Origin of the sequence: uncultured Cetobacterium sp. (genome assembly GCF_945952365.1) — a bacterium.
GTDB lineage: Bacteria > Fusobacteriota > Fusobacteriia > Fusobacteriales > Fusobacteriaceae > Cetobacterium_A.
The window spans coordinates 1-12,058 of sequence record NZ_CAMFHX010000003.1 but is presented as its reverse complement, the minus strand read 5'-3'; the positions used below and the strand labels follow the sequence as shown (position 1 = coordinate 12,058).

Genomic DNA, 12,058 nt, shown 5'->3' with positions numbered 1-12,058 from the left:
TAAAATTATTATATGAAATAGGTCTTACAATTTTTTCCCAATATTTACAAATTTAGCTCTTCTCCATCTTTTGGAAAGTAAAATTTTATATTTTTTCCAAAAATTTTAACCAATCTCTTTTCTAACTCTCTTTCCTCATCCTCTTTTAAATTTCTGTGAAGAAATACAACTTTTTTAGGTTTTAATCTATCTATAAGTTGAAAAATTTCATTTTCATCTCCATGAGCTGAGAAACTAAATCTATTTATATTTGCTTTAAAATTAAATTTTTTTTGATATAATAGTTTAAATCCAGGTGTTTTCTTGTCCTGATAACCCACAAAAGTTACACTGTTGTTCTCATTTTTCAAAACTTTCTGAGCGTATAGATAAGACTTTGAGTTTTGGAGTAGCATTCCAGAGCTACAAACAATAATTTTAGGTGAATTATCCATAGTTTCATAAAATCTTTTTGAAGCAATTTTTACATCTTCATCCAATACATTTATTCCAAGTTGATTGTATAGTTGACTTATTTCGATAGATAAACCATCAACATATATAGGAACTCTTTTCAACAATTGACTTTTCATGGCATTTTTTAATAAACAAACCACTTCTTGAGTTCTTCCAAGTGCAAAAGCTGGAATAAGTAAAACTCCATTAGCTACCACCTTATTTGCATATCTTATAAATCCAAGTCTTTCATTTATGTAACTATTCATATTTTTAGTTAAATTTGTTCCTTCACAAAGTAAAATATCTGGAGACTGAATTGATGCTAAAGGTATTTTTTTAGCTGTAATCATATTTTTTAAAGAAAAATCTCCTGTATATAGAACTCTTTCATCTTTAGTTATAATCTCTGTCATCTTAGAACCGAGTATATGCCCAGAGTCATAAAAATTTATCTGATAATCTTTTTCTATAACCCCTTCAGTTGAATTTATTAAAGAGAAGATACTTTCAATTTCATCTTTTTTAAAAATCTCTATATACTCATCGCTCTCCTTGGGTGCTGAAAGTAATAAAGTTTTTCCCAGAATTTTTGTTGCATTTGATGTTAGAATAGGAACTTTTTTTCCCTCTTTTAGCATATATGGTAAAGAACCTATGTGATCTAAATGTGCATGGGATATAATTACACCATCTAAATCCCCCATAGAGGTTAAAAGTTTTTTTCTATACAAATTTTCATATTTAGGATAAGATCCAGGTAAATTAGGATCTAAGCCCATATCCAAAAGAAACTTTCTATCTCCCATTTTTATAAAATAGCTACTGCCACCAATTTTATTGCTACCACTGATACCATAAAAATACATAAGTCATCACTTCCTTTTAAATTTTAAATCTGCCCCATTCTACACTTACCCTCTTACACTTTTTTCCAAAACTTTACAAAAAATAAAAAATTGCCAAGAACCTAAGTTCATTGACAATCTTAATTTCAAAGTTATTCTTATAAATAATCTGTATTTTCATAATAGAACCATTCATCGTCCATATCATCGTGTGGATTAAATTCTATATCTATTATTCTATTAAGTCTAGCCTCTTCTATTTCTCTATCTCTTTTTTCCATTTCTCTTATTTCAAAATCAATCTCTTCCTCTGTTAACTCTACACCATAAAAACGCGAAGAACTCAATATACAAAATTTTAAAATATCATCCATTTCTTTATTTTTAGAAAGAGGCATTTCTTTTATTTGTTTTATTTTATCAAAAAAATATTCATAACAATCTTTTGTATCAGGCAACCAAATACTAATATCATCTATAGTAATTGAAGTATTATTCAAAATCAATTCATTTATTAATTTATAAGTTATTCTGTATTCTTTTTCATGATTTATCCTATATTTTATAGCCTCTTGTTCTATCCCATTTTTTAAATATTTATAAAAAATTATATTTTTTGATTCGAAATTAAACTTTTTCATTTTTTTAATTCTCCCTTGTTTCTTATTTACTAAATTATAGTATCAATTACTTCTTTTTCATTTCTATATATTTCTATATATTTCTATAGTATTCTTGCATATTTATCCTTATCTAATTTTCCAATAAATTTAAAGAAATTATCAACTCCCATAATATATATTGTTTCTGCTGTAGAATTTGAACTTCTAAAGTTGTCATAAATGTCCGCATTTATACTAACTAAAATTTCATTCTCTCCTAATAATTCGCCATGAATTCTATGAGTTATTAATAAGTTTCCTTTTTTTATCTCTCCTATTACTAAAACTTCCATTTCAATCCTCCATATTTATTTTTTTATCTGTCAAGTACCTTTGTTATACCGTAAACTCCTGCACCAATAGCTCCAAAGGTCACAGCTTTTGTTATTATCGCTCCTGCTGCCATTCCTCCTCCTACAACGCCTCCTATAGTAGCCAATCCTGAAGATATCGCTGCTGCTCCTGTTGTTCCTGAAGCTCCAAATAATCCTGCCAATGCTGCTCCTGTTGTTCCTGAAGTAACCGACATTATTGTAGCAGCTGAACTTCCAACTACCTTTGCAGCTGCTAAACTTCCCCCTACTAAACTTATTCCTGGTATTATTAAAGATTTTTTCATTTTTTTCTCCTCGTATATTTTGTATTTTTAGTTTATCTTTTGAAGTTGTTTTTTTAATTTTTCAATCTCTCTATTCTTTTTTACATTTAAAATATTTAAAAGTATTATATTTAAAAGGCTATATATTACAGCTAATATATATGTTGCATGTCCTGAATACCCTGGTTCAAATATATATTCAATCGGTGTTCCTCTTATCTCTAAATCCCATTTATAAAATGGATAAAAACAAAAAGTTAACATTATAATTTGAAAAATAATTATTAGTACCCCTACTTTAAATTCATCGAAAAATTTATCTAATAGTTTTAATTTTATTTTCATCTTTATCTCCTTTCTTAACTACAAATTAATAATACCATCTATCTCTTACAATTTTTTTATAATTTTTACAAATTTTGCTCAAATTAATAAAAATATGATATAATATCTATATATAGAAATAATTGCTCCTAGAAAGAGAACACCTTTAAATTGATTAATATTCTCTCTAATAGAGCTCTACAAAAACTTAAAATTACAAAAAAGTTAAAATAAAAGGAAAAAACAACTCTTTTTTTAGCTAAAAATACCCTATTTTAACTTTACAATTTATATGCTATAATACTCTTGTAGAGAAGATTTAGAGTTAAATTGCGGGTTAAACACTATATCCATATAAAATAAGGATTGTGACATATCGAGATAGCGAAATACTTTGCAGAATTTCTTGTAAGTTAAACACTATATCCATATAAAATAAGGATTGTGACTCAAGTTCGCCAACTGATAAGAAACAACTTAACTCATCAAGTTAAACACTATATCCATATAAAATAAGGATTGTGACGTTTACTGAAATCTTATCAACTAATCTAACAAGGTCTTTTGTTAAACACTATATCCATATAAAATAAGGATTGTGACACCAATTCCTCCAAGTACTAGTCCTGCGCCTGCAGGTTAAACACTATATCCATATAAAATAAGGATTGTGACTTGTTTGTTTGTAGTTACTTCTGGAGCAGGAACAATGTTAAACACTATATCCATATAAAATAAGGATTGTGACAATTTGAAATTACGATAAGTAACTACCGCAACTCCAAAGTTAAACACTATATCCATATAAAATAAGGATTGTGACTTCAGAGAGAACTTCTTTAGAGAATTACCCTTACCTTGTTAAACACTATATCCATATAAAATAAGGATTGGAGATGACTAAAAAAGAACTCCTGAAAATTCAAGAGTTCTAAATCGATTTAAGCATTCATATTTTTTAAGAAATTTTCTATTTTTATTATATTTTGATTACTAAATTTATCTTTACAATAAATATAAGTTTCTTCTGAAGCCCTTGTCAATGCGACATAGGCTATTTTTTTATTCCTAATTTTTTCAAATTCTATGAGGATACAAATTTTAGCCTCTAAACCTTTTGCTGAATAGTATGTAGTTACAACTCCATGAGTTTCTGAAAAATCTTTTGAAAAAGTTAAAAATGAAGTTAAATTACTTGGTAATAATCGATAAAAATCCTCTTTACTTTTATTTGTAGGAACTAAGATCATTAGATCTTCAGGATTAATTTTTTCTTTAATTAACAAAAAAGTTAATATATCAAAAATCTCTGTATATCCACGCTCTATAAAATAAACTTCACTATTGTGATTTGTCTGAAGTTTTATATTTTCTAACTCAGAAAATTTACTAATCGGCTCTCCATTATCATCATCTAGAATTAGATTAGAAGCTAGTAGCATCTGTTTTTTTCCTGTTCTATAAGAAAAGTTAAGGGAAAGTTTTTTATCAATGGGTGATAGTTCTAATGAACTAAAACAGATCTCTTGATTATTATAAATAGCCTGTAAAGGATCACCTACAAGGAGTAGATTTTTTTGATTTTGATTATCAATCACTTTTAAAGAGTTAATACAAACTTTAATCCACTCCTCTTCAAAGTCTTGATATTCATCAATTAATATAGCGTCATAAGCTGGAACTGCTTTTGAAAGAGCTAATTTAGGTAGCTCACTTTTCCAAAATTGACTATTATTAAAATTTTCAGCGTTTACTCCAGCAATATCTAAGGCTAAAGTATGAAACGTATCTACCGTTAAATTATTTAAACTTATGCCTTCAAACTCTAAGATTGGTTTAATATCATTTATTTTACTCTCAATTCTAGACTTTAAAGTTCGGTTATATGTTAAAATTTTTATTTTCCAATTAGGACGAGCTTTCGCCAAATGAATAGCTCTAGACATTAATACTACTGTTTTACCACTTCCAGGAACACCTGTAATCAGTTGAAATCCATTCTCTAAATTTTTGGCTAATCTTTCTTGATTAGTATCTAAAACTTTTATTGTTTCATCTACTAAATCTTCATTTAAAAACTCATCCTTTTTTTCGATATCTGTAATAAGAATTTCTGGATAAATACAACCTCTTATACAATTTACTACTTTATCACTCAATGTTTCTTTCGTTGAAGATAAAAAATAATTTAAATCAAGCATTCCTAGATTTTCTTTGGCTATGTATTCTTTATATGTATCACTGAATTTATATTTAAAATTTTTAATATGATTTGACTTCATTTCAGTAAAAACAACAAAAGTTCTAAAATTAAATTTAAGTTCTCCACTATCATTTAAAAGAAAGTCTTGGTTTTCAAAAAGCCCTTTAAAATAATTGTAATTTTGTTTAACTTGAAAAAATGGATTTTTAACACCTTTTTTTCGAACTTCACCTACTACAGAGTTCATATATTCAATCTCTTCCTGTTTCCAATCTATAACTTTAAATATGAAAACTCCTCTCAAAAAATCAATCAATAAAAAATCTAAGTTAAAATCTCTAATTTGAGGTTTTACATAAAGTATAGCATTCTCATTTTCATAGAAATTTTTAATTTTATTTTGAAATTCCAATTGAAAAACTTCAAGTTTTATATCTTTATCATTGATAATTTCTAGTGACATCTTAGCTCCTTTCAAAGAATAATTGCACTCATATCTAAAATATTTTGAACCTGTCTTTTGTCTATAAATATAGAATTTCTATATTCCCTTTGACAAATAGGAAATATATATACTGAATCACTTGTTGTGTTTATGATATTTAAAACTTTCGATTCAATTGTTTCAAGAACAGGTTCAGAAATATCACCTAAAAAAACGGACTTCTGAACTCTTAAACACCCTAAATTTCTTAAAAGTTTAATAAATCTATTTCTAACATTATTATCAGTAATATCATACATTATAAAAAATTTTATAAAAATTCAACCTCCTCTTTTTTTAATTCATTCAAGTCTTTATTAATTCCAAATCTTTTAAAATTTGAAAAATCTTCAAAAGATAAATTGATAAATAGTAAACTATCTTTTTTATTATTAAAAAAATTTTTACTTTCTTTTATAAGTCTTTCCCTTCCTTTTGGAGATAACTCTCCAAAAAAAACAGATTTTTGTATAGGTAACAAACCAGATTCTTTCAAAAACTTATTTAAACCAGATCTATTATTATTATTTGAAATGTCATAACTAACAATATATATCATAAATTCATAAGGGATACAGCTAAATTTCTAGCTTCTAATTTTATCAAACTTTTATGAGTATAATTTTTTTTGTTTGATAAACTCCCACTCCTTTCTAGAGTTTTATAAAATTCTTGAACTATAATACGTTTTTTTGTTGCTTCTAAAACTATAGATTTATCTTCTTTTTCTAAGAAAAAATTTTGTTGAATAGTCCCTTTTGTAAATAAAGTTACGGCTTGTTCTAAAGCTAAGAATCTAAATTGTTCTATAAAATCAAATAATAAAGATGGCTTATTATAATTATCTGTATGAAAAATTCCAATAAATGGATCTAATCCAGCAACAATAAGTGCATGTTCAACTTTTGAATATAAAATTCCATATAGATAGTTTAAAACTATATTGTATGGAGTTTTAGCTCCTTGATGCTCTCTTTGCTTAAATTTCCATTTTTCAGGCAATAAATCAGAAATGCATCTAAAATATATTTTAGAGATATTTCCTTCATATCCCATTAAGCTTTGCCTTATTTCAGAAGGTGTTCCATTTAAAGTTGATAGTTTATCCATAAGCTGATTCATTTTAGCTATATCTTCTGCGTAAGTTGTTATTTTTCTCCGAGATGAAAGCTTTTCAAGATGTTGAATTTGATTTTTCAACTTCTTAATAATCCACTCTTTTCCTAATTCACTTCCTATCTCAGTATCAAAAAATTCCAATTGTTTTTTTCTTATTTTTGCATTAGATCCAAATTTATACTGCCATACTTTCCCAATAACATTTCCTAATTTGTCGGATAAAATAATTGGAATATCATTATTTATAGCCAATTGTAAAGCATCTGATGTAACAGATATCTTATCTTCTATGATAAAGCACTCTACCTGATTAATTGAAAAAAAATGCTCACCCTTAGAGTTAATTACACAAAACGCTTCTCCTGATTTTTTTAATTTACTACCAAATTCTGTAAGATAAATATCCACACTATCACCTCCAATAAATATAGTTTTATTCTATAGTATGTATCTTACAAAAAAATGATAAAAATTACAAAAAATAAAAAAACCCACAAAATGTGGGAATTATAATCCTTGTTTTATATGGACATAGTGTTTAACGAGCATGATTTCCAACCTAGCAATGCAATTGATTTAAGTCACAATCCTTATTTTATATGGATATAGTGTTTAACGTTCAACGGGATTTACGGGCAAAGGTTAGAAGAAAGTCACAATCCTTATTTTATATGGATATAGTGTTTAACTGTGGTGTGACCTATTAGTGAGAGATAATATCTCTTTAGCGTCACAATCCTTATTTTATATGGATATAGTGTTTAACAAGAACAATGCTAAGAGATCATCTACTACTACTGGTCACAATCCTTATTTTATATGGATATAGTGTTTAACGGAGAGCAACTTCTGATATGGGTAAAATACCTGCGTCACAATCCTTATTTTATATGGATATAGTGTTTAACACTTCCATCTCTTAAAATTAAAGAGTGGATATCCGTCACAATCCTTATTTTATATGGATATAGTGTTTAACACTCATTATAATTTTGTATAAATCTTTTTTTATTTTGGTCACAATCCTTATTTTATATGGATATAGTGTTTAACACAGAACTAAATCATAAAATAAATTATTATCCTTATAGTCACAATCCTTATTTTATATGGATATAGTGTTTAACCTCCTCCTACTTTATAACTAAAAATGATATCAACGTCACAATCCTTATTTTATATGGATATAGTGTTTAACCCGTAAATTGACTCCAATTCTTCTCTACAAGAGTATTATAGCATATAAATTGTAAAGTTAAAATAGGGTATTTTTAGCTAAAAAAAGAGTTGTTTTTTCCATTTATTTTAACTTTTTTGTAATTTTAAGTTTTTGTAGTACTCTATTAGAGAGCGTATTAATTGATTTAAAAGTGTTCTCTTTGTAGGAGCAATTATTTCTATATATAGATATTATATCATATTTTTATTAGTTTGAGGAAAAATTGTAAAAATTATAAAAGAATTGTAAGAGGTAGATGATATTATTAAACTATAAGGAAAATTAATATCTAAAAGGAGAATAGATTTATGGAAACTGTATATTTAACAAATAGTAATTTCAAAAGAATATTAGAAAATTTTAGAGGATATAGCGAAAAATATAACTTCATAATAACTGAAATTGGTAACGGTTTAGATAAAAGCGTAATTTTCTCTTCTCAAGAAAAGAATCAAATACTTCTTAATAAAAATTTTATCCTCAATTACGAGGAGTTTTATAAAAAAAATGAATTAACTTTAAATAAACATATATTAAGAATCAATTTAGAAGATCCTTATAAACTATATAACTCTTCACCTGCATATCATAAAAACTTAGAGTGTAAAAATCTAAAAAATGATTATAAAAATTTTATGATAGATAGAAATATTCCTCAAGAGATACTAGATAACTATAAAGAGTGGTTAATACAAAATGAAAACTTATACTTTACAAATCATCAAACATTTGATTTAATACATTTAAAAAAATGGGGCAATAATATTGACTTTCCAATTTATAAAGAATATAAAAATTCAGGTTCTAAAGAGATTCTAATAGATAATATAGAGGAATTAAGAAATGAGATTAAAAGATTAAGTTTAACAAAGGTTGAAAAAGAAGATCTAAAAGTATTCATAGAATGTTTAAAATTTTCAAGTGTAGCTAAAATGGATAACAAAGATATAAAAAGTTCCCTAATAAAAAAATATAAAAACTTATTGATAAAAATTCACGATTTAAAAATGAAAATAATTGATTCATTACTTACAATCTATGTAAATGAAAATAATGGTTGTAATGTTGATATACTAAAAAGAACAGGATTTAAACCTTGTAGTTGCTGTCAGAAATAAGAAATAATTAGATAGAGAGAACAATCAAAAATTGTTACTCTCTTTATTTTTTTCTTTTAAAAATGTATAATAATACTATAATAAAAAATCGGAGGGGAAAATGAGCAAATTAGCAATAGTTAAATTAAATACAAATTTAAAATTTAATAATAGAGATGCTGAAAAATTAAGAGGATTTATGGGAAGAACTTTTCAAGAAAATATACTTTTTCATAACCATGTAGACACCTTTACATTTAATTATCAGTCATCAAAAATTTATTATAAAGTTTTAGATGGGATTTTATCTATAGTTGGAATAGAAGATGGTGCTGAATCGTTAATTCAAACTTATGAAAAAATTAGAGATATTGATATTAATGGAAAAAATATTTTAGTGGATAGCGAAATCACTCTTAAAAACTACACTTTATCAATAGACTCTGAGAAATCCTATAAATATAACTTCATATCTCCTTGGTTTGCTTTAAATCAAGAAAATTATAAAAAATATAAAAATGATGATTTTGATCTAAATGCTCAATTAAGAAATAATATCATTGAATTTTTTAAATTAAATAGAATATGGGCTGATAAAAAAATCGAGGTTAGCGGAGATTTTAAAGAGATGTTAATAGTTCAAAAAGATACTAAAGTTCTAGGTTTTGTTGGCGAGTTTACTACAAATGTAAAACTACCAAGTTATATCGGTCTTGGAAAAAGAAAAAGTATAGGTTATGGAACTATAAAAGAGGTGTTTTAGTGTTTTTTAGTTTTTTAGTCAAATTTAAAGTTATACATTTAAATAAAGATAACCAAAAAATTGAACGTTTTAAAGAAAAATATATCTTTAATAATTTAAAAGATATCGTGATATCAAATATTCTAACAAAAGATAAAGAATTTTCTTTGAATAAAAGTTATTTTATAAGAGTGAGTTCTTTAACACCAGAATCTAAGCAAAAAATTACTAGATACCTTATTAAAGCTCAAGTTTTTGGTGAAGAGATTGAGTTTCAAAATCAAAAAATAATATTTGAAGAGATTATCTTAAATGATAAAAAAAATATCTATACAAAAAATATAGATTTACAGAGATTCTTAACTCTAGAAATCAAAGATACTATAAGTATTAAATTTCTATCTCCTACAATTTTCAGATTTGGTGATGAATATTATTCAGAACCTAATCCTTATCTCTATCTATTAAAAATCTCAAAAAAATTTCTTCAAACTTTCCCAGATGAAAATATAAAAAAAGAGGTATTAAATATCCCAAAATATATTTTTAAAAATATAAAAATTAAATATCAAGATGTAAAAATTAAGAAATTAAATATTAAAAATCAACAATATAAAGGTTTTTTAGGAGAAGTTGAATTTGATCTTTCTTCAATTGATAATAGCTTAAAAAAATATATAAACTATCTTTTTTATTTTTCATATTTCACAGGTGTTGGAGAGTTTACAGAGTATGGAATGGGCCAAATAAATCTATAACCATTAAAAGTCACCTTATAATAATAGCGTGACTTTTACTCGTCTTTAAAATCCCTTTAAATAGATTATGTTGTAATTAAAATCATAATAATAATATTTTCTATGATGCTTATAATAGTAATAATATATCTTACCTCTAACCAAATCGTTTTTTAGTTGTTCTCTTTCAGTAATAATTCTATATTCGGCTTCTCTATAAAGAAATCTAAGTTCTTCTTTTTGAATTTCACCTTCATAGCGTAATCTTTCAAGCTGTCTTAATTTCTCATTTAAGCTCAACTCTAAAACTTCATCTTTCCACTTATTATACCCATCTATTATATTATACGAATTAATAGTTTCAGGAAAATCAATATAAACCAGTTCTTTTCCATATAAAATTGGTGCTAGTATTGTTAATAAAATTATAAACTTTTTCATATTTTCCTCCTAAAACTTGCTTAAAGCATCTCTGATAGCACTTCTTATAGAAAATTCAACTCCATTACTGCCATTTGAACTTATATCACCAAAGAAAAGTAATATATTTCGACTATTTAAAACAACTACAGCGTGACCACTTCTTGTTTTTACAACTCCAGTTGTATTATCAATTAATTTTATTTCAACAGATGATTCTATCTCATCATTTGTATCCATATAAATAAGCGGAAGAAAAATTCCACTTGTTGATGTCTGAATGTTAATTAACTTCATAGATAATGTATAATTTGCAGAAATCATATTTGGTATTAATGGGTTTGAGGTCATTGTTTTAGAAAATATATGCTCTTCCATAATATCTCCTAACTCAGCCCTTTCCACAACGTTAAATCCACTTTTATATAACTCATCCTGAATAATAACTTTTAAAAAATCCTCTCCAAAAATATTATCGAATTGCCCAGCATAACTTCCCGATGATTTAGCTGATGAAACCCAAACCGTTCTATTTTGACCAGTTTGAAGAACCTCATTTACATCCATATATTTATCTGTTTTCAAACGAGGTATTGACCTTCCACAACCATAAAAATTAAGGATTAATAAAATAAATATCCATATTTTTTTCATAAACTCACCTCTTATATCTCCTATTTTATAAAGCTTTTTCTATATTTAAACCTCTATATGTATGAATAATAAATTTTTCTTTTTTTAAGTTATTTTTAAACCCAACAATCAATCCAATCTCTTTATCTTCAGCCACAACTAAGTTATCTATCGAATCAATTTTTTCTAAAACTACCTCTTCCTCAATTTTTTTGTCAAAATATCTATGTAAGTTTAAAATATTTATTTTATCTAAATCTTTTTCTATTGCTTTTCGATAAATAATCTCATTTTTTTTAGAATTATTTTCCAAATAGCTTATATGTGGATTACACCAATCTAATTTACTTTTTCTTACTTTTATAACTCTATCACTAACTTCAATTAAAGCCCCTTCATAAAAAACTGTATTATCTTCAAATTTAACTAAAACCTTGTTATTAGATAAAATTTCTATATTCATAACTCCTCCTCATATTTTATAAGTTTCTGTTAACTTAAAATTTATTGAAACTACTCCAATCCTTTGAGGTATAA

The 12,058-nt window shown here is 25.7% G+C and carries 15 protein-coding genes and 2 CRISPR repeat arrays; of the genes, 3 read left to right on the top strand and 12 right to left on the bottom strand.

The window, feature by feature from the left end; genetic code table 11:
* Positions 1 to 44 precede the first annotated feature (44 nt).
* The 9 genes from Q0O83_RS01365 to cas1 form a co-directional block, all read right to left on the bottom strand.
* Positions 45 to 1,304, bottom strand: coding sequence for an MBL fold metallo-hydrolase (locus tag Q0O83_RS01365; protein ID WP_294093400.1), 1,260 nt, complete (start codon positions 1,302 to 1,304; stop codon positions 45 to 47).
* Between the two features lie 137 nt (positions 1,305 to 1,441).
* Positions 1,442 to 1,924 (bottom strand): hypothetical protein, encoded by a 483-nt coding sequence (locus tag Q0O83_RS01360; protein WP_294093398.1) that lies wholly within the window; start codon positions 1,922 to 1,924, stop codon positions 1,442 to 1,444.
* An 83-nt stretch (positions 1,925 to 2,007) separates the two neighbouring features.
* Entirely contained in the window at positions 2,008 to 2,238 is a 231-nt protein-coding gene (locus tag Q0O83_RS01355; RefSeq protein WP_294093396.1) for a hypothetical protein, read from the bottom strand.
* A gap of 23 nt (positions 2,239 to 2,261) precedes the next feature.
* Positions 2,262 to 2,564: a hypothetical protein gene (locus Q0O83_RS01350; protein ID WP_294093394.1), complete on the bottom strand. Its 303-nt coding sequence runs from the start codon at positions 2,562 to 2,564 to the stop codon at positions 2,262 to 2,264.
* A gap of 27 nt (positions 2,565 to 2,591) precedes the next feature.
* Positions 2,592 to 2,888, bottom strand: a complete 297-nt coding sequence (locus Q0O83_RS01345; protein WP_294093392.1) for a hypothetical protein — start codon at positions 2,886 to 2,888, stop codon at positions 2,592 to 2,594.
* Positions 2,889 to 3,203: 315 nt separating this feature from the next.
* A CRISPR array of direct repeats spans positions 3,204 to 3,764; the repeat unit is 37 nt; unit sequence GTTAAACACTATATCCATATAAAATAAGGATTGTGAC.
* 44 nt (positions 3,765 to 3,808) lie between these two features.
* Positions 3,809 to 5,533: a UvrD-helicase domain-containing protein gene (locus Q0O83_RS01340; protein ID WP_294093390.1), complete on the bottom strand. Its 1,725-nt coding sequence runs from the start codon at positions 5,531 to 5,533 to the stop codon at positions 3,809 to 3,811.
* An 11-nt stretch (positions 5,534 to 5,544) separates the two neighbouring features.
* Positions 5,545 to 5,814, bottom strand: a complete 270-nt coding sequence (cas2, locus tag Q0O83_RS01335; protein WP_294093388.1) for a CRISPR-associated endonuclease Cas2 — start codon at positions 5,812 to 5,814, stop codon at positions 5,545 to 5,547.
* An 11-nt stretch (positions 5,815 to 5,825) separates the two neighbouring features.
* Positions 5,826 to 6,113 carry a CRISPR-associated endonuclease Cas2 gene (gene cas2, locus Q0O83_RS01330; RefSeq protein WP_294093385.1) on the bottom strand — a complete coding sequence of 96 codons (288 nt, stop codon included), beginning with the start codon at positions 6,111 to 6,113 and terminating at the stop codon, positions 5,826 to 5,828.
* A complete protein-coding gene (gene cas1 / locus Q0O83_RS01325; RefSeq protein WP_294093383.1) occupies positions 6,110 to 7,081 on the bottom strand; it encodes a CRISPR-associated endonuclease Cas1 in 972 nt (323 codons plus the stop codon). Before cas1 ends, cas2 (Q0O83_RS01330) begins: the two co-directional genes overlap by 4 nt.
* 98 nt (positions 7,082 to 7,179) lie before the next feature.
* A CRISPR array of direct repeats spans positions 7,180 to 7,871; the repeat unit is 37 nt; unit sequence GTCACAATCCTTATTTTATATGGATATAGTGTTTAAC.
* A 329-nt stretch (positions 7,872 to 8,200) separates the two neighbouring features.
* Between cas1 and Q0O83_RS01320 the strand changes: the two genes are divergently transcribed.
* The 3 genes from Q0O83_RS01320 (at position 8,201) to cas6 (ending at position 10,489) form a co-directional block, all read left to right on the top strand.
* Positions 8,201 to 9,010, top strand: a complete 810-nt coding sequence (locus tag Q0O83_RS01320; RefSeq protein ID WP_294093381.1) for a hypothetical protein — start codon at positions 8,201 to 8,203, stop codon at positions 9,008 to 9,010.
* Between the two features lie 100 nt (positions 9,011 to 9,110).
* Positions 9,111 to 9,752, top strand: coding sequence for a CRISPR-associated endonuclease Cas6 (locus Q0O83_RS01315; RefSeq protein WP_294093379.1), 642 nt, complete (start codon positions 9,111 to 9,113; stop codon positions 9,750 to 9,752).
* Complete coding sequence (cas6, locus tag Q0O83_RS01310) at positions 9,752 to 10,489, top strand: CRISPR system precrRNA processing endoribonuclease RAMP protein Cas6 (RefSeq protein WP_294093377.1); 738 nt, start codon at positions 9,752 to 9,754, stop codon at positions 10,487 to 10,489. The genes Q0O83_RS01315 and cas6 overlap by 1 nt, the downstream gene beginning before the upstream one ends.
* Positions 10,490 to 10,534: 45 nt before the next feature.
* On the opposite strand, the gene Q0O83_RS01305 is transcribed toward cas6, so the two are convergent.
* The 3 genes from Q0O83_RS01305 to Q0O83_RS01295 are packed head-to-tail and all read right to left on the bottom strand — an operon-like array spanning position 10,535 to position 11,984.
* Complete coding sequence (locus tag Q0O83_RS01305; RefSeq protein WP_294093375.1) at positions 10,535 to 10,909, bottom strand: hypothetical protein; 375 nt, start codon at positions 10,907 to 10,909, stop codon at positions 10,535 to 10,537.
* 9 nt (positions 10,910 to 10,918) lie between these two features.
* The gene (locus Q0O83_RS01300) at positions 10,919 to 11,542 is read right to left on the bottom strand and encodes a hypothetical protein (RefSeq protein ID WP_294093373.1); all 624 of its coding nucleotides are present in this window, start codon (positions 11,540 to 11,542) and stop codon (positions 10,919 to 10,921) included.
* A 25-nt stretch (positions 11,543 to 11,567) separates the two neighbouring features.
* Positions 11,568 to 11,984: a hypothetical protein gene (locus Q0O83_RS01295; RefSeq protein ID WP_294093371.1), complete on the bottom strand. Its 417-nt coding sequence runs from the start codon at positions 11,982 to 11,984 to the stop codon at positions 11,568 to 11,570.
* Positions 11,985 to 12,058 lie beyond the last annotated feature (74 nt).

Coding starts and splice junctions, on each gene's coding strand:
- Q0O83_RS01365 (WP_294093400.1), bottom strand. CDS start 1,304: ATGTATTTTTATGGTATCAGTGGTAGCAATAAAATTGGTGGCAGTAGC.
- Q0O83_RS01320 (WP_294093381.1), top strand. CDS start 8,201: ATGGAAACTGTATATTTAACAAATAGTAATTTCAAAAGAATATTAGAA.
- Q0O83_RS01345 (WP_294093392.1), bottom strand. CDS start 2,888: ATGAAAATAAAATTAAAACTATTAGATAAATTTTTCGATGAATTTAAA.
- Q0O83_RS01350 (WP_294093394.1), bottom strand. CDS start 2,564: ATGAAAAAATCTTTAATAATACCAGGAATAAGTTTAGTAGGGGGAAGT.
- Q0O83_RS01360 (WP_294093398.1), bottom strand. CDS start 1,924: ATGAAAAAGTTTAATTTCGAATCAAAAAATATAATTTTTTATAAATAT.
- Q0O83_RS01340 (WP_294093390.1), bottom strand. CDS start 5,533: ATGTCACTAGAAATTATCAATGATAAAGATATAAAACTTGAAGTTTTT.
- cas2 (WP_294093385.1), bottom strand. CDS start 6,113: ATGATATATATTGTTAGTTATGACATTTCAAATAATAATAATAGATCT.
- cas2 (WP_294093388.1), bottom strand. CDS start 5,814: ATGTATGATATTACTGATAATAATGTTAGAAATAGATTTATTAAACTT.
- Q0O83_RS01295 (WP_294093371.1), bottom strand. CDS start 11,984: ATGAATATAGAAATTTTATCTAATAACAAGGTTTTAGTTAAATTTGAA.
- Q0O83_RS01305 (WP_294093375.1), bottom strand. CDS start 10,909: ATGAAAAAGTTTATAATTTTATTAACAATACTAGCACCAATTTTATAT.
- Q0O83_RS01355 (WP_294093396.1), bottom strand. CDS start 2,238: ATGGAAGTTTTAGTAATAGGAGAGATAAAAAAAGGAAACTTATTAATA.
- Q0O83_RS01300 (WP_294093373.1), bottom strand. CDS start 11,542: ATGAAAAAAATATGGATATTTATTTTATTAATCCTTAATTTTTATGGT.
- Q0O83_RS01315 (WP_294093379.1), top strand. CDS start 9,111: ATGAGCAAATTAGCAATAGTTAAATTAAATACAAATTTAAAATTTAAT.